Genomic DNA, 15,911 nt, shown 5'->3' on the forward strand with positions numbered 1-15,911 from the left:
GCCCACGTTACCGGGAGAGGCCCATGATCGAGCTGCTCACGGTGTGCACCGGCAACGTCGCCCGTTCACCCCTCGCCGAGGTGCTGCTGCGCGCCCGCCTCCGGGGCCTCGGCATCCGGGTGACGAGCGCCGGGACCCGTGCGCTCATCGGCCACCCCATGACGCTCGAGGCGCAGGTCCTCGCGGAGGCCGCGGGAGCGCGCGCAGCGGATGCCGAGGCGCATCGCGCGCGGCTGCTCACGGAGCGCGAACTGGCGGCGCCGGCGCTCGTGCTCGCTATGGCCCGCGAGCACCGGCGCGCCGCGGTGGAGCTGGCTCCGCTGAAGCTGCGCTCCACCTTCACGGTGCGAGAATTCGCGCGGCTGGCGGCGACCGTTCCGGACGACGCCCTCGTGGCCGCGCTCGAGGGCCTCCACGACCCCTCGGACCGACTGCGGGCGGCACTTTCGCTCGTCTCCGCGGCGCGCAGCGCCTCCGCTCCTCCTGACGATCCCGAGGATGACGACGTCGTCGACCCGTATCGCCGCTCCCACCGCACGTACGACCTCGCGGCAGCGCAGCTCACCCCCGCGATCGACGAGGTCGCGCGGGTGCTGCGGATCGTCGCCGGCCGCGCCTGAGCCACGGCACCCCTCGCTCGCCCCGAACGGCCGGTCGACGCGGCCCGCACCCATCCCCTGCGACGACCGAACGCGGCCGGCGTGCGGCGCGTGCGCTGCCGCCGAGGACGGCGCGCCGCTAACGTCGGCACTGGCGCCACCCCACGCCGAACAGGAGGGAACCCGCATGTCCGACTCGACCAACTACCCCCCGCCGCCCGCAGACGGCACTCCGCCCCCGCAGCAGCCGGCCCCCGGCGCCTATCCGCCGCCGCCGGCGTACACCTCGCCGAACCCAGACGCCCCGGTGCCCGGCAGGACCCTCGGCATCGTCGCGTTCATCCTTTCGTTCTTCGTCCAGCTCGTCGCGCTGATCCTCGGGATCGTCGCCCTCGTGCAGAGCAGGAAGGCGGGCGCGAAGAACGGCTGGGCCGTCGCCGCGATCATCGTCAGCGCGATCCTCATGGTCATCGGCATCATCGTCGGGATCGTCCTCATCGGCGTCGCGGTCGGCGCCGCCGAGGAGTTCGCGCGTCTGTGCGCGGATCTCGGCCCCGGCACGCACACGCTCGACAACGGCCTCACGATCTCCTGCGGCTGACCCTGCCGCGGCTGCACCGTCAGGGTGCGAGCCGCTGCACGCCCACACCGATCACGTAGGCCGCCGCTCCCGCGCCGATCAGCAGCAGCGTGATCGTCACGAAGCCCAGCGCCATGCCGTCGATCGGCAGCTCACCGGTGCCGGTGAGCCCTTCATGGGCTCGCCGGTACCGCGCGGCGGCACGAAGGTATCCCCCGGCCGCGGCTGCGACGCCCAGGATGCCGAGCACGGCCGCCGCGACGCCGATCGTCTCCCCGGCGAACCTGACGACGACGGCGCTGGCCACGGCGAGCGCGAGGCAAGTCCGTCGCCACGCGAGGAGCGTGCGTTCGGGCTGCAGGCCCGGGTCGAACGGCATGTGGGAGGGCGTGGTCACCAGAAGAACCCGAGGGTGAGCAGAACGACGCCGACGATCACTCCGCCGACGATCGCAACGCCCGTGCTCGGCGCGGGCAGGGGGCGGTGAAGCGCGGGTCCGGCTCGGATCCGCGCGCGAAGACCGATCGGGGGAAGCGGTTCGACATCGTTCCGACCCTATCGCGCGCGCATAGGCTGGTCGGGTGTCCGCAGATGTGCCCTCCCCCGCCGGTCTTCCCGCCTCAGCGGGGGGGTGCCGGCGACGAGGCCGACCGGAAGGCGCCGCTGAACGAGGTCTCGCTCGAGGCGTCGACGAGCGCCGCCGGCTTCCGCACCGTCGGCCGGTGAGCGGGGTCCTATGAGCGCCGGCGAACTCGGCTTCGGCGCGTGGGTGCTGCTGGCGATCGGCGCCGTCACGGTGGGCATCGGCAAGACCGCGATGCCCGGGGCCACGACGGTCGCCGTCGCGATCTTCGCGAGCGTCCTCCCCGCCCGCAACTCCACGGCCGTGCTGCTCGTCCTCCTGCTCGTGGGCGACGTGTTCGCCCTGCTGGCGTACCGGCGCCACGCCGACTGGCCGACCCTGCTGCGGCTCGCTCCCGCAGTGGTCACGGGCCTCGTCGTCGGCGCCCTCTTCCTCGCCTTCGCGAATGACGGCGGCGTGCGGCGCGTGATCGGGGTCATCCTCCTCGCCCTGATCGCGCTCACCCTCTGGCAGCGACGGCGAGGAGCGGCATCCATTCCGGGCGAACGGTCGCGACACGCCGCGGGCACCGATGCGGACACGGCGAGTCGCGACCGTTCGCGGCCCGTGCCCGCGGCGCGTACCGCGGCCACCGTCGGGTACGGTGCCGCGGCGGGCTTCACGACGATGGTCGCGAACGCGGGCGGGCCCGCGATGTCGATGTATTTCCTCGCGGCCCGCTTCCCCGTCAAGGCGTTCCTCGGCACCGCCGCGTGGTTCTTCGCGATGATCAACGTGGCCAAGCTGCCGTTCGCCATCGGGATCGGTCTGCTCACGCCCGCGGGGCTCCTCATCGACCTCCTGCTGGTTCCGGGCGTCCTCGTGGGGGCACTCATCGGCATCCGTGCGGCAGGTCGGATGTCGCAGCAGCTGTTCGAGCGCATCGTGATCGTCCTCACCATCCTCGGCGCGGTGTATCTGCTCGTCGGCTGAGGCGGAGGCAGCCCACCGCGATCGAGAGGAGGGTGGTCATCGGCCAGCTCGCCCTGGTCGCCGTCATCCCGGTCCTCGCGCGGGTGTTCCCGCCCGCCGAGCTGGGCGTGTATCAGGAGGTGGCATTCGCCATCGCGTTCATCCTGCTCCCCCTCGCGACGCTGCGGATGGAATACATCGTTCCCACTACGCTCTCGCAAGACCTGGTGCGCCGGCGGCTTTCGCAGGCGACGGCCGTCGCACTCGGGCTGTCGATCACGGTGGCGGCAGCGGGACTCGTCGCGCTCGACTCGGGCGCGCTGCGCAACCAGAGATCGCTCGATCTCATCGGCGGTGGAGTCCACAGTCCCGACATCGGATTCGGACGCCGCGGCCGCGCCGAGACGACCGCACGACGCGACACGCTCGTCGTCAGCCTGCGCGGGGCTCGTGCGTTCCCGACGGATGCCTGGATCGCGGCGGTGCGGTCGGTGGCCGCCCGTCACGACCTACGCCTGGTGACACTCGCACAGGTGCGCTCCGACGAGGCTCGCGCCGCCGAGCTCGCGCACGCGCTGGATGCCGAGCACGTGAAGTGGGGCGACGCCGACGACCTCTCGCACGAGCGCCGGCTGCTCGGGCTGTACGGCCACGCTGCGACAGCCCCTCCTCGCCGCCGCGGAGCGGGTCGCGGGGGTGCGCGCCGATGCCCGTGCGGCGCTGTCGGCTTCGCCGTCCGAGGAATCGGCGGCCGAGTCCGTCCTCAGCGGGTGAGGGCTTCCCAGTCCACCTCGACGGCGCCGGGCACGGTGCGCGAGATGCGGGCGGGCGCCATGTCGCCCTCTCGCGGCCAGCGGCGTCGGGGGAAGACGACGGCGGTCTCGATGACGGCGGTCTCGAGCCCGTGGGCTTGCGCGAGGAGCGTCAGTCTGCACTCCTGATAGCGGGCCGCCCCCTCGGGCATCGAGACCCCGAGCACGCGCACGGTACCCCTCGCCGCACCGGCGAAGGGATCGCGCGTGATGCGCTCGAGCTGCTCCACCGCCTCCTCGGCCCACTCCTCCACGCGCCCGAGCCTACCGGGGGCGGAGAAGCGTGGAAGCGGGGGATTCCCGTCCTACGCGCACATCGCTCAGTTCTTCTCCACATCGCGAAGAGCCGATCCGTCCCCGAACGCTGGCTCCGGGATGACGCTCAACGTGCCGTCGGTCTCGAGCACGATCGCGGCGACGCCCTCGAGCGATCCCCCGCCCGAACTGCGCACCGCCTGCGCGAGCTCGTCCTCCGTGAGTCTCGCCCGTCTGAGCGACCGGGTGCGGATCTCGCCGTCTCTCAGGAGCAGGATGGGGCGCGATGTGACGACCTTGCGGGCGCCGGGCCACCGCGACGAAATCCACGCGACGATGAACTGCAGCAGCGCGATGAGTCCGAACGCCGCGGCCCCCTCGCTCCACGAGACGTCGCTACTGAGGAGGATCGTCGCGAGGGTGGACCCCAGGGCGACGGTGACGACGAAGTCGTAGGCGTTGAGCTGAGCGAGCGTGCGCTTGCCCGACACACGCAGGACGACCACGAGCGTGACGTAGGCGGCGGCGCCCACAAGGACGATGCGTACCAGGTCGGACCATGAATCGAACCACACGTCGCACTTCTCCTCTCGGCGGTATCGGGCCACGGTACCCCCGCAACGCCCGAGGGCCCGACCCGTTGCCCGCGAGGGCGCCTGCTGGTAGTCGCAGGCGTTTTCGCACATCGCCGTCCGACGGGGCAGACTCTGTGTGAGCGGCAGCACGCACCACGCCGTTCCTTCCCGGAAGCCCCATGTCCCGACCAACCACCCTCCGCGTGTCCGCGGACCGACTGCAGGTCTTTGCACGATCGCAGCTCGCACTGTTCGCTGCCGTGGTGGTGCTCGCCCTGGGCGCGGCGTTCGCGGGGCCGGCGATCACGGGCGGCATCCTGCTGGCCGTGGGCGTGCTCCTCGTGACCGCGGCGACGATCGCCGCCCTCCTCCTTCCGGGGCGTGCCGGGATGCGCGAGCGGCGGTTCGCCCTGCTCGCGCTCGCGGCCCTCGCGACGACCGACACGGTCGGGATCGCGCTCATGCGCACCGCGTTGCTGCCGGAACTGCCCGTCGTCGACCTCCTCGCCGTCTTCCCCGCGCTCTGGCTCGCCTACGGCGTGCGCCACGAGAAGGCCGCCGTGATCACCGCGACGCTCAGCGCGGTGGTGATCACGCTCACCCCCTTGCTCATCGCCATGGAGTTCCCCGGCGATCCGACCGAGTGGGTGGATGTCTTGGCCCTCCCGGTGCTCGTGCTGCTCATCTCCCTCGTCGTCGGGATCGCCGCCCGCCGGATGCGCGCCACGCAGGAGGAACTCGCGACCGCACTGGAGATTCGGGAGGAATTCCTGCGGACGGCGTCGCACGAGTTGCGCACGCCGCTCACCCCGGTCGCCGGCTACCTGAGCCTGCTGCAGGAAGAGCACCCCGAGCACACCCCTACCGGGCGAGTGCTCGCGGTCGTCCAGGGCAGCGTCGACACCCTCGTGGACCGCGTCGCGGCGCTGACGAGCGCCGCGGACCTGTCGCCGAAGATCAACCCCCGCCCGGTGTCTTTGAGGACTGTCGCCGGCGCGTCGGTGAACGCGGCGCGTGGCGCCGCGACCCAGCGCGGCGTCACGGTGCAGGTGGAGGAGGCAGCGGATGCCATGGCGTTCGCGGATCCCGACGGTGTGCGCACGGCGATCGCAGAGATCCTCGACAACGCGATCAAGTTCTCCTCCGCGGGCTCGCGGGTGAGCGTGTCCTGGGCGGCGGTCGACGACCTCGTGGTGCGATTGATCGTCGCCGACGACGGACCCGGGATGACACCAAACGAGCGGTCCCGTGCGTTCGAGCGCTTCTACCGCACCCCCGCGGCGCGAGAGGGCGCGATCGGCGGTTTCGGACTGGGGCTGACGCGGGTGCGCGCGATCGTCGAGGCGCACGGCGGCACCGTGCAACTGAAGCAGCAGCATCCGCGCGGCGTCCGCGCGGTGGTGACCCTGCCCGCGGCGCGCGGCTGAGCCGGTCGCATCGTCCGGCGAGTACGTCTCCGTCGGGATAGGGAGCGCCCCACTGCGGGGGGTGAGATCCGGGCGACGTTCGGGTGGATCCGAGCCCCGCGCCGCCGGCGCCTCCTACTCTCATATTCACGGGAATACTCCCCGTCGACGTCATCCCCCCAGAGACGAAACGGCCGCGGTCCCCAACGCGCCGTCCACGACGGGATTCCCGTCTCCCGACCCCCTCGAGACGTTCGTCCCCCAAGAGCGCGCCTCGAGGGGGTCTTCTCGTCGGGGTGCACGCGGGACGGGTATCGCCCGACGCCCGAGGCCCTCATGATGGGGTAATGACACCCGCCGCCTCGTCGCTGCGCGACGAGGCACCCCCTTCGCTCGATCTCGATCCCGAAGATCTCCTCCGGGAGATATCCCGACGCGCCCTCGAATACTGGTTCCGCGTGCCCCCCGAACGCCTCCATCGCGCGCTTCGGCGAGTGGATCCGGAGCTGATCGCGCAGAACCGGGCAGCGCTGGTGCTGTACTTCGCCACGCGGGGCGAGGGAGCGGACGACCTCCCGTGGATCACCCCGCCGGACGCACCGCCGGTCCCGGAGTCGCTGCGGGACATCGTCGAGGTGTTCCGGCTGCTGGAGTCGGGGCGGCCGGCCGCCGCCGCGCGGCTGATGGATCGCGCGTACGCGCACCTGCTCGCCGGAACCGCGGATACGCACCGCACTCGCGACGGCGGTTGGACCGCCGCGGTCGCGCTGCACACGGGGACAACCCGCGCCCTCGCGGGCGACTTCGGCGCCGCAGCGGCGGACCTCGCCCGTGCGGGCGTCTGGCATGTCCCCGACACCCTCATGTGCGTGCCCCGCGACGCCCACGCGATGCTCGCCCTCGTGCACGCGCTCGTCGGCGACTACCGAATCGCCGCATGGGCGCTCCGCTCCCTCGAGCGAATGACGCCGAGCGACTCGTGGCTCGAACCGGAGATCGACGCGACGGCACGCATCGCCGAGGCGTCGCTCACCGAGCCCTCTGCGCGACCGGCGGCATCCGACGACTTCTCCCTCGCAGCCTTCGTCCTCGACACCCACCCCGCAGGGGTGTACCGAGGGCGATGGCCGTTTCTCGTGTGGCAGGTCACGCGAAGCCTGCTGAGGCAGGAGCGCATCAGCGACGCCGAGACGCAGATCGAGCAGTTCCGGCGTGCGCGCCTGCCGGGCTGCGACGGCGACGGCCTCCCCCGCTCGGTGCTGCCCTGCACGGCCGCGACCGTCGCGTGCCTCCGGGAAGACGATGCCGCCGCGTGGCGCCTCCTCGCGGAGGCCGACCCGGATTGCGACCTGACGATCACCACCACCGCGACGACGGCGTTGCAGTTCGGCCGCTACGAACAGGCCCGCGCCGCCGCAGAGCGCCTCCTGGACCGGTGCGGCGAGCTTCGGGGCTCCCGGATCGCCGCGATCGGAGTGCTCGCCGCGGCTGCCCTGCGCGACGGCGACCGCGCGGGTGCGGAGGCGCTGCTGCGGCCGCTCGCCTTCGAGTCCCGCCCGCTCGCACGGTCGGAAGAGCCGTGGCTGCCATCCGATGTGCGGGAGCTGCTCGGCGAGATGGAGTCGGAATCTCGCCGCCCCGCCGCGACGCCCTCTCCCCCCGCGGGGCTCACTCGCGGAGACCTCGAGATCCTCGCCCTGCTCGACTCCCCGCTCTCTCGCCAGGAGATCGCCGATCGCCTGTTCGTCTCGCTCAACACGGTGAAGTCCCGCATCGCCGGCGTCTATCGCAAGCTCGGTGTCGCCTCCAGAGGGGATGCCGTCGCCGCCGCCCGGGTCCGGGGGGTCCTCGGGTAGGGAGGGCATCGGCGAGCGACCGACCCTCGATGCTGCCACCGCCCCCAAACACCCGTGTGGCAGGATAGGCGCGGGGGGTCAGGGGAGCCCCGTCTCCCCGACGCCAAGCGGCCGCACAGCACAGTCCCCATCCCGCGCGCCGTACGACGCCGAGAGGACCCCAGCCCCGTGGAGCTCAGCGACTACATCCGTATCCTGCGAAAGAACTGGCTCGTGATCGTCGCGCTGACGCTCGTGGGCATCGGCTCCGCAGCGGCGTACAGCCTCACGCGCGAACCGCAGTACGAGGCCACCAGCCAGGTCTTCGTCTCGAGCCAGGCGGGCTCCACCGTCGCCGAGCTGCAGCAGGGGAACACGTTCACACAGGCGCGCGTGACGACCTACGTCAACCTCGTGACGACGCCCATCATCCTGAACCCGGTCATCTCGGACCTCGGCCTGGAGAACATCAGCGCCAACGGCCTCGCCGAGAAGGTGAGCGCATCGAGCCCCCTGAACACGACGATCATCTCGATCACGGTCACCGACCCGAGCGCCGCGGAGGCGGCCCGCCTGGCGAACGCCGTCGCGGCGAGCCTCACCGAACAGGTCGAAGACCTCGAGACCCTGCCCGACTCGGACGCGAGCCCCATCAAGCTCACCCTCGTGAAGGATGCCGACGCGCCCTTCGTGCCCGTCAGCCCCAACGTGCCGCTCAACCTCGCCCTCGGCGCCCTCGTCGGCCTCGCCCTCGGCGTCGGATTCGCCGTCCTCCGCACCGTGCTCGACACCCGCATCCGCTCCACCCGCGATGTGGAGGCGATCACCGAACGCCCGATCATCGGCGCGATCCCCTTCGACCCGCGTGCGAAGGAACGGCCGATCATCCTCAAGGAAGACCCGACCAACCCCCGCAGCGAGGCGTTCCGGGCGCTGCGCACGAACCTCCAGTTTCTCGACATGGACGGCGGTCACAGCTTCGTCATCACCTCGAGCATGCCGAGCGAGGGCAAGTCGACGACCGCCGTCAACCTCGCGATCGCGCTCGCGGACGCGGGCAAGCGCGTCGTGCTCGTCGACGCCGACCTGCGCAAGCCGAAGGTGCACGAGTACCTGGGTGTCGAGGGCGGCGTGGGGCTCACCGACGTGCTCATCGGCCGCGTGCACCTCACCGACGTCCTCCAGCAGTGGGGCTCGCGCAGCCTCTACGTCCTGCCCGCGGGCAAGATCCCCCCGAACCCGAGCGAGCTGCTGGGGTCGGCGCAGATGCACGCACTGCTCGAAGCCTTCTCGCGAGATGTCGACGTCGTCATCCTCGACGCTCCCCCACTGCTGCCCGTGACGGATGCCGCGGTGCTCGCCAAGCGCACCAGTGGCGCCATCGTCGTCGTCGCGGCCGGCGACACCAGTCGTCACCAGCTCGAGGGCGCCATCGACGCGCTCGAGACGGTGGACGCGAAGGTGGCCGGCATCGTGCTCACCATGGTTCCCACACGTGGACCGGATGCCTACGGCTACGGGTACGGGTACGGGTACGGCGGTTACGGCTACGGGGGCCACGCCCCCGAGTCCCCGAAGCCGAAGCCGGCGAAGGCATCGACGCGCAGGGCGCGCCGCTCGGCGGAGACGGCGCCGGAACAGGTCCGCACGGGCGCGCCGAAGGGCAGCGCCTCGATCGACGATCTGCTCTAGCCACGATGACCCGCTACCGCTCCCGCCGCAGGGCGCGCACCGGCGCGGCCCAGTGGATCGGTGTCGCGATCGTCGCGGCGCTGGCCGTCGTCGTCCTGGTGCTCGCGCTCGTCGCGCTCGATCGGGGAACGGGCGACGAGCACCCCGAGGGAACGGCCTCGACGCCCATCGATGCAGAGCCGTCGCCGAGCGGCGAGCCTTCGGCGGAGCCCACCCCGACCGCGACGCCGCTCGAGCCCGTCGAGCGCGCGCAGGAGCGGTTCCTCGCCGAGGGGAGCGAGGGCGTCCTCTGGCGCGCCGTCGCGGGTTCCTGCACCGAGGGCATCGCCCCCGTGATCGAACGCTCGACCGACGGCGGACTGACCTGGAACGACGTCACCCCGCTCTACCGCGACATCCGGCAGGTGGCGGCGCTCTCTCCGCTCGCCGGTACGCAGGCCGAGGTCGTCGCCTCGCTCGGCGACGACTGCGAGACCCAGCTGATGCGCACGTTCACCCAGGGACGGTTCTGGGAGCCGTACCCCGACGAGCTGGCCGCCGCGAGCTACATCGAGCCCGCGGATGCCGCGACGGTCGTGCTCGGGGGCGAGCCCGTCGCCGCCCCGTGCGCGCAGGCTCGCAGCCTCGCCGCGCAGGAGGGCACCGCCGCCCTCGTGTGCGACGCCGAGGTGTTCACGTGGGACGGCGCCGACTGGGCGGCGGCGGGGATCGCGGATGCCGTGGCCGTCACCCTCGCCGACTCCGTACCGGTGGCCGTCACGCGCGCCCCGGGCTGCGGGGGCCTGCAGGTGGGCTCGACGTGCACACCGGCCGACCCCGCCGCCCCCACCGCGGCATCCGCCTCGCTGCTGTGGAACGCCGACGCGCTCATCCCGCTCGGCTAGGACGCCGAGAGGCCCCGAAACACGCCAGGCCGTACACCTCACGGTCCATGAACCACGTCAACGCCGAGAGCAGGTAGGTCGTAGCGACGATCCCGAGGATCAGGTTGCGCACCATTCGGTTCACACCGGCGAAACCGGCGATGCACAGCAGCACGCCGTGCACCAGTCGGCTGATGTCGAGGGCGAGGTCGACGGTGACGACGCCGAAGAGATGACCGTCGACGAAGAAGCCGACGATGCTCAGCGCCAGCAGTACGAGCCCGAGGATGCGAGCGAACCAGACAGCGACCACAGAATCTCCTTTCGCCCTGGGCAAGGAGTGATGCGCACGAGGATCTCGTCGCCGCGTGAGGACATCCCCCAAGATGAAGTCCTCACGCGGCGGCGACGTCCTCGCCCGGCCACGCACCGCTTGCGGGGCCGGAGTCAGCCTCGGAAACCCACGATCTTGTGCGTGCCGTCGCACCAGGGCTTGATGGCGGAGGCACCGCACCGGCACAGAGCCGACGTGGCCCGCCTCGTGACGATGCGGTTTCCGCTTTCGTCGACGACCTCCACGGTGCCCCGGATGATGAAGGGGCCGTCGGGGTAGGCCTCGATCGATGGGGGCCGCTCAGACGGTGTGCACATGCATGTCTCCTGTCGATCCGGCCCGATCGTGCGCCGGCGGGCCCAGGCGGCGAGCACCCCGGGCGGTCACGGCACGAGGGGCTCGCGCAAGGACGACCGCCCCTCCTCGAACGCGCTCAACATGTCGTCCGCGCCCCACTCGTCGACGGTGAGACAGGCGGCCGCGCCGAAGAGGATGTCGGGGAGGAGCGCCGGGTCCTGCTCGGCGAGCGAGCCGGCGAGATCGCGTCCGGCGATCTGCTCGTGCACGGCGTCGGCCTCGACATGCTCGTCGAAGTACTCCGTCACATCGGGACCGAAGCCGAGGCGCCGGAAGCCGTCGCCGTAGGAGCGGTTCGGCAGTGACGACGTCATCTCGAACGCCGCGAGGTGCCCGACGATCGCCCCGAGCAGGCGGCGGTTCAGGCCGAACATCGACATCATGTTCAGCGACGCGAGCGTCGTGGCGGGGATGTGGTCGAGATAGGCGCCGTAGCGATCGTCGATGCCGGCACCGCGCAGCGTCCGCGCGAAGATCGCCGCGTGCATCCGGACGGGGTCGCCGCCGCCGTACTCATCGGCCTGGCTCTCCACGAGCGCCACCTTGGGCACGCCGCGCAGTCGAGGGATCGCCCACGAGTGCGGGTCGGCCTCGCGAAGCGTGTACACGCTGCGATGGATGAGGAACTCCCGCACCTGCGCGATCGTCGCCTTCTTCGCGACGAAGCGCGACAGGCTCGGCCCCGGGGTCGGGGCGGTGAGCGCGAAGAGCGCGGCTGCCACGGCTTCCCTCGTCGGCTCCGGAGCCTCGGGGACCTCCACGCGCTCGCGCAGATCGCCCTCGAACCGTCGCTCGAGCACACCCCGCGCGGCGATGATGCCGAGGTCCCACTCGTGGCGCGCGTCGATGTCCGGGAGGGACCCGTAGTGACTGGCGTACAGCAGGAACAGCGAGAGCTGGGCATCCTCGTCACGGGCGAGGTCGTCCGGCTCGTGGGCCGCGCGCTCGGCCACCGCGACGAGGTGTTCGCTCGACGGCGCCGCGACGCGGGAGGTCAGCGTCTCCAGGAGGAGGGCGCTGAGAGGACCGCGAGGCGCCGGCAGCGCAGCGCCTGGGCGGGGGCCGTCGAAGCGCGCGACGAATCCCGCGGGGGGCGAGGGTGCATCGGTGGGCGCGATATCTAGGGCGCTCATGCGTTGCGCCTGTAGGGCGCGAGGTCCTTGCGCACGCGCGCGATAAGGGGCGAAAGGTGGTCGTTCATGGGGTTCCTCCGGAAGTGTGCTCCCCGAAGCTGGGCGCGTGCTTCCGTCTCCGGACGGGGGTTGACCTCACGCGCTCGGCACGATATCGGCGTTCGCCGGGAATCGCACGGACAGCACCGCCCGCTCACCCCACGGGGTCGGCGGGGATGGGCACCAGAGCGATGGGAATGCCCCCGCCTACCCAGATGTACGCGTCCCGACGGGTCCCCTCGCCATTGTTCACGAGGAGCCAGCCGCCCTCTCGCTGGGCCGCCGCGATCTCCTCCTGAACCTCTGCGAGTTCTCGATTCGAGATCGTGTACGGTGGTGCGCTCATTCCCGATGCTCGTGTCGTCCTGCCAGCTGAAATGGAACGACTCGCCCCGCCGCACCTTCGCCCGGATGACCTTGTGCAGATGAGCGAGCGCTCGGCCGTCGAAGTCCGCCTTGATGCGCGGCTCGTACAGGAACTTTCCCATTACACCCCCTTCCGCCGTGGCGCCGGATCCGCACCGAGACGGACTGATCGGGAATGCCCGTGGGGCTCCGGCGTTCACTCCCCCATGAGCACCGTCGGAATCATCGGAGCAGGCAACATCGGATCGACCCTCGCCCGGGGGCTCGTCGACCGCGGCTACGACGTCGTGATCAGCAACTCCCGCGAGCCGGAGACGCTGCAGCATCTCGTCGCCGAGCTCGGACCCCGCGCACGCGCCGCGACCGTCGCAGACGCGGCCGCCGCGGGCGACTGGGCGATCGTGACCGTGCCGCTCGGCGCGATCTACGCGATCCCGGCCGGGCCGCTTGCGGGCAAGATCGTCGTCGACACCAACAACTACTACTGGGAGCGCGACGGCCACATCGCCGAGCTCGACGAGAAGACGACCACGACGTCCGAGATGTTGCAGCGGCGTCTGCCGGACTCCACGGTCGTCAAGGGCTTCAACCACATCATGTCGTCTCAGATCCTCACCGACGGCGCGGCGCCGGGCACCCCGGGCCGCCGGGCCCTCGCGACGGCGAGCGATTCCGCCGCGGGCGTCGACTTCGTCACGCGTCTCTACGAGGCCTTCGGCTTCGACACCGTCAACGTGGGCCCGCTGTCCGAGAGCTGGCGCGTCGAGCGCGACCAGCCGGCGTACGTCGTCCGCCAGACCGCGACGGAGCTGCAGGAGAACCTCGCCCGCGCACAGCGCTGACCCGCTCAGGTCAGGCGGCCGTCGCCCGGTCGGCTGACGCGCAGCCAGTGGTGGCCGTAGGCATCCACCTCGAACGAGGCGGCACCGTCGGCGAGCCCCATGCGGTCGGGGCCGAACAGATCCACCAGGGACGTGCCCTCCGGCTCGCCCGGCAGCGCGATGCGCACGGTGGCGGGCACGTCGGTGAAGTTGTGCACCGCGACCATGCGGCCGACGTCTGCCGACACGGAGTGCGCGAGGATGCCGGGCGCCCCGGCATCCAGGATCTCCAGTTCCCCCCAGCCCAGTTCCGGCGAGATGCGGTACCGGCCGGTGAGATCGCGGAAGAAGTGCAGCAACGACCCGCGGTCATCGAGCTGATCGGCCGCATTGACGTGGACCGGCGCGTATCCGTCGCCCGGCGGCGCCGCGACGAGCTTCGACAGCGGCGCGGAGGAGAATCCCCCCGTCTCATCCCCGGCCCATTGCATGGGCGTGCGCACCGCATGCCGCTTGTCGAGGTCGGGGTTCTCGCCCATCCCGATCTCCTCCCCGTAGAAGATGACGGGGGTGCCGGGAAGGCTGAACATCAGGCTGTAGGCCATGCGGATGCGACGGGGGTCGCCGTGCAGCATGGGCGGAAGGCGTCGTACGATGCCGCGACCGTACACGCGCTGGTGCTCCTCGGGGGCGAACGCGTCGAACACCTCCTGGCGTTCGTCGTCGCTGAGCTTGTCGAGGGTCAGCTCGTCGTGGTTGCGGAGGAAGTTGGCCCACTGCGACTCCCGCGCGATGGCGGGACGCGAGCGCAGCGCCTCGATCAAGGGGGTGGGATCGGCGCGGGCGAGGGAGAGGTAGAACGCCTGCATGCCGACGAAGTCGAACTGCATCGACAGCTCGTCGCCGTCCGCCCCGCCGAAGTAGCGCAGCTGCTTCTCGTACGGCAGGTTCACCTCGCCGAGCAGGATCGCCTCGCTCGAGCGGCGCTGGAGGAACTGGCGGATGTCGCGCAGGAACTCGTGCGGATCGCCCATGTCGGCGCCCGTGGGCACCTCGAGAAGGTAGGGCACGGCGTCCACGCGGAAGCCGGAGATGCCCAGCTGCAGCCAGAAGCCGATGGTCTTGGCGATCTCGTCGCGCACCTTGGGGTTCGCGACGTTCAGGTCGGGCTGGTGGTGGTAGAAGCTGTGCAGGTAGTACTGGCCGCTCTTGTCGTCCTTCTCCCAGATCCCGTCCTCCTCCCCCGGGAAGACCTCGTTCGGAGCGTGGGCGGGAGGGTCGTCTCGCCAGACGTAGTAGTCGCGGTAGGGCGAGTCGACGCTCTTCCTGGCCGAGACGAACCACGGGTGCCGGTCGGACGTGTGGTTCACGACGAGGTCGACGATCACCCGCATCCCCCGGTCTTTCGCCGTGCGGATGACCTCGACGAGGTCGCCGTGGGTGCCCAGGCGCGGATCGACGCCGTAGAAGTCGCTGACGTCGTACCCGTCGTCGCGATCGGGCGTGGGATAGAACGGCATGAGCCAGATCACCGTGACGCCCAGCTGGGCGAGGTAGTCGATGCGCTGCGACAACCCCTGCAGGTCGCCGATGCCGTCGCCGTTCGCGTCGACGAAGGTCTCGACGTCGAGGCAGTAGACGACGGCGGTCTTCCACCACAGGTCGCTCGTGTCGGTGATCTTCATGGGGTCTCCTTCAGGCGGGGCAGGATGACGCGGGCTGCGGCGTCGAGGAAGTGGCGCTGGTCCTTGCCGACGTGGTGGAGGTAGACCCGGTCGAATCCGAGCTGGACGAGCGCTGCGATCCGGTCAGCGAGCTCGTCGGGATCGTGGGAGACGAGCACGGCCTTGCGCAGCTCCGCCTCGTCCGGGTCGGTCGTGAGCGCCTCGAAGTCTTCGGGGTGAGGGAGATCCCACGCGAGCGGCGGCGAGACGAGGCCGTTGCGCCACTGGTCCCGCGCGAGCGCGAGGGCCTCGGCATCCGTCGGCGCGAGGCTCACGTGCACCTGCAGGACGCGGGGCCCCCCACCGCCGGCGTCGCCGTACGCGTCGAGCAGCGAGCGAAGGGCTTCGGGTTCCTGCGCCACGGTGGCGATGCCGTCGGCCCACGAGGCCGCCCAGGCCGCCGTCCCGGGGCTCACGGCCGTCGCCAGCAGGGGCGGCGGCGTCTCCGGCAGGCTCCAGATCCTCCCGCGGTGCACGCGAACGAGACCGTCGTGGTCGACCTCCTCTCCCGCGAACAGCCGGCGCATGACATCGACGCATTCGCCGAGGCGCCGCGTACGGGTGTCCTTGTCGGGCCATCCGTCGCCCGTGACGTGCTCGTTCATCGCCTCGCCGCTGCCGAGGGCGGCCCAGAACCGGCCGGGGAACATCTCCTCGAGCGTCGAGAACGCCTGCGCGACGACGGCGGGGTGATACCGCTGCCCCGGTGCGTTGACCATTCCGATCGAGAACCGTGTGGTGGCGAGGGCCGCGGCGATCCAGCTGAGCGCGAAGCCCGACTCGCCCTGTCTCGGCGTCCACGGCGAGAGGTGGTCGGAGCACATGGCGCCGTCGAAGCCGGCCGCGTCGGCATCCTGCACATGCCGCAGGAGGGTGCTCGGGGGGATCTGCTCGTGCGAGGCGTGGAAACCGGTGAAGACCATTCCTCGATCGTGACGTCCGCACGCGGCGGGCGGTAGGGCCGTGCGGCGGGCGGCGCCTCTCCG

Annotated in this window: 18 protein-coding genes and 1 pseudogene; 10 read left to right on the forward strand and 9 right to left on the reverse strand. The window is 71.3% G+C overall.

What is annotated here, in order from left to right; genetic code table 11:
* The first annotated feature begins 23 nt into the window (after positions 1-23).
* On the forward strand, positions 24-620 hold the full coding sequence (locus RYJ27_RS10950; protein WP_330170337.1) for an arsenate reductase/protein-tyrosine-phosphatase family protein: 597 nt from the start codon (positions 24-26) through the stop codon (positions 618-620).
* 166 nt (positions 621-786) lie between these two features.
* Positions 787-1,200: a DUF4190 domain-containing protein gene (locus RYJ27_RS10955; protein ID WP_330170338.1), complete on the forward strand. Its 414-nt coding sequence runs from the start codon at positions 787-789 to the stop codon at positions 1,198-1,200.
* Between the two features lie 19 nt (positions 1,201-1,219).
* On the opposite strand, the gene RYJ27_RS10960 is transcribed toward RYJ27_RS10955, so the two are convergent.
* Complete coding sequence (locus RYJ27_RS10960; protein ID WP_330170339.1) at positions 1,220-1,576, reverse strand: DUF202 domain-containing protein; 357 nt, start codon at positions 1,574-1,576, stop codon at positions 1,220-1,222.
* Positions 1,577-1,770: 194 nt separating this feature from the next.
* On the opposite strand from RYJ27_RS10960, the gene RYJ27_RS10965 reads away from it, so the two are divergent.
* From RYJ27_RS10965 to RYJ27_RS10975, 3 genes are read left to right on the forward strand one after another with little or no spacing between them, the layout of a single operon-like run.
* Positions 1,771-1,905: a hypothetical protein gene (locus tag RYJ27_RS10965; protein ID WP_330170340.1), complete on the forward strand. Its 135-nt coding sequence runs from the start codon at positions 1,771-1,773 to the stop codon at positions 1,903-1,905.
* A gap of 10 nt (positions 1,906-1,915) precedes the next feature.
* Positions 1,916-2,734 (forward strand): sulfite exporter TauE/SafE family protein, encoded by an 819-nt coding sequence (locus RYJ27_RS10970; RefSeq protein WP_330170341.1) that lies wholly within the window; start codon positions 1,916-1,918, stop codon positions 2,732-2,734.
* Between the two features lie 32 nt (positions 2,735-2,766).
* Positions 2,767-3,654 carry a polysaccharide biosynthesis protein gene (locus tag RYJ27_RS10975; RefSeq protein ID WP_330170342.1) on the forward strand — a complete coding sequence of 296 codons (888 nt, stop codon included), beginning with the start codon at positions 2,767-2,769 and terminating at the stop codon, positions 3,652-3,654.
* 191 nt (positions 3,655-3,845) lie between these two features.
* On the opposite strand, the gene RYJ27_RS10980 is transcribed toward RYJ27_RS10975, so the two are convergent.
* Positions 3,846-4,355: a DUF421 domain-containing protein gene (locus tag RYJ27_RS10980; protein ID WP_330170343.1), complete on the reverse strand. Its 510-nt coding sequence runs from the start codon at positions 4,353-4,355 to the stop codon at positions 3,846-3,848.
* 203 nt (positions 4,356-4,558) lie between these two features.
* On the opposite strand from RYJ27_RS10980, the gene RYJ27_RS10985 reads away from it, so the two are divergent.
* The 4 genes from RYJ27_RS10985 to RYJ27_RS11000 all read left to right on the forward strand — a co-directional run bounded on the left by RYJ27_RS10985 (position 4,559) and on the right by RYJ27_RS11000 (position 10,172).
* Positions 4,559-5,782, forward strand: a complete 1,224-nt coding sequence (locus RYJ27_RS10985) for a sensor histidine kinase (RefSeq protein WP_330170344.1) — start codon at positions 4,559-4,561, stop codon at positions 5,780-5,782.
* Positions 5,783-6,108: 326 nt separating this feature from the next.
* A complete protein-coding gene (locus RYJ27_RS10990) occupies positions 6,109-7,617 on the forward strand; it encodes a helix-turn-helix transcriptional regulator (RefSeq protein WP_330170345.1) in 1,509 nt (502 codons plus the stop codon).
* A gap of 168 nt (positions 7,618-7,785) precedes the next feature.
* Positions 7,786-9,288, forward strand: coding sequence for a tyrosine-protein kinase domain-containing protein (locus tag RYJ27_RS10995; protein ID WP_330170346.1), 1,503 nt, complete (start codon positions 7,786-7,788; stop codon positions 9,286-9,288).
* 5 nt (positions 9,289-9,293) lie between these two features.
* A complete protein-coding gene (locus tag RYJ27_RS11000; protein WP_330170347.1) occupies positions 9,294-10,172 on the forward strand; it encodes a hypothetical protein in 879 nt (292 codons plus the stop codon).
* Here the strand turns inward: RYJ27_RS11000 and RYJ27_RS11005 are convergent.
* The 5 genes and pseudogenes from RYJ27_RS11005 to RYJ27_RS13545 all read right to left on the reverse strand — a co-directional run.
* Entirely contained in the window at positions 10,156-10,464 is a 309-nt protein-coding gene (locus RYJ27_RS11005; RefSeq protein WP_330170348.1) for a hypothetical protein, read from the reverse strand. The genes RYJ27_RS11000 and RYJ27_RS11005 overlap by 17 nt on opposite strands.
* Positions 10,465-10,598: 134 nt before the next feature.
* A complete protein-coding gene (locus tag RYJ27_RS11010; protein ID WP_330170349.1) occupies positions 10,599-10,802 on the reverse strand; it encodes a CDGSH iron-sulfur domain-containing protein in 204 nt (67 codons plus the stop codon).
* Positions 10,803-10,868: 66 nt separating this feature from the next.
* Positions 10,869-11,975 carry an iron-containing redox enzyme family protein gene (locus tag RYJ27_RS11015; protein WP_330170350.1) on the reverse strand — a complete coding sequence of 369 codons (1,107 nt, stop codon included), beginning with the start codon at positions 11,973-11,975 and terminating at the stop codon, positions 10,869-10,871.
* Between the two features lie 193 nt (positions 11,976-12,168).
* Complete coding sequence (locus RYJ27_RS11020; protein WP_330170351.1) at positions 12,169-12,360, reverse strand: hypothetical protein; 192 nt, start codon at positions 12,358-12,360, stop codon at positions 12,169-12,171.
* Between the two features lie 43 nt (positions 12,361-12,403).
* Positions 12,404-12,706: pseudogene (locus RYJ27_RS13545) on the reverse strand (hypothetical protein); the annotation flags it as partial.
* Here RYJ27_RS13545 and RYJ27_RS11025 point away from each other — a divergent pair.
* Positions 12,587-13,222: an NADPH-dependent F420 reductase gene (locus RYJ27_RS11025; RefSeq protein ID WP_330170352.1), complete on the forward strand. Its 636-nt coding sequence runs from the start codon at positions 12,587-12,589 to the stop codon at positions 13,220-13,222. The pseudogene RYJ27_RS13545 and the gene RYJ27_RS11025 overlap by 120 nt on opposite strands.
* A 5-nt stretch (positions 13,223-13,227) precedes the next feature.
* Here the strand turns inward: RYJ27_RS11025 and RYJ27_RS11030 are convergent, their stop codons facing one another.
* Positions 13,228-14,886, reverse strand: coding sequence for an alpha-amylase family protein (locus RYJ27_RS11030; RefSeq protein ID WP_330170353.1), 1,659 nt, complete (start codon positions 14,884-14,886; stop codon positions 13,228-13,230).
* Positions 14,883-15,848, reverse strand: a complete 966-nt coding sequence (locus tag RYJ27_RS11035) for a TIGR03885 family FMN-dependent LLM class oxidoreductase (protein ID WP_330170354.1) — start codon at positions 15,846-15,848, stop codon at positions 14,883-14,885. Before RYJ27_RS11035 ends, RYJ27_RS11030 begins: the two co-directional genes overlap by 4 nt.
* Between the last annotated feature and the right edge of the window lie 63 nt (positions 15,849-15,911).

Origin of the sequence: Microbacterium limosum, assembly GCF_036324365.1 — a bacterium.
GTDB lineage: Bacteria > Actinomycetota > Actinomycetes > Actinomycetales > Microbacteriaceae > Microbacterium > Microbacterium limosum.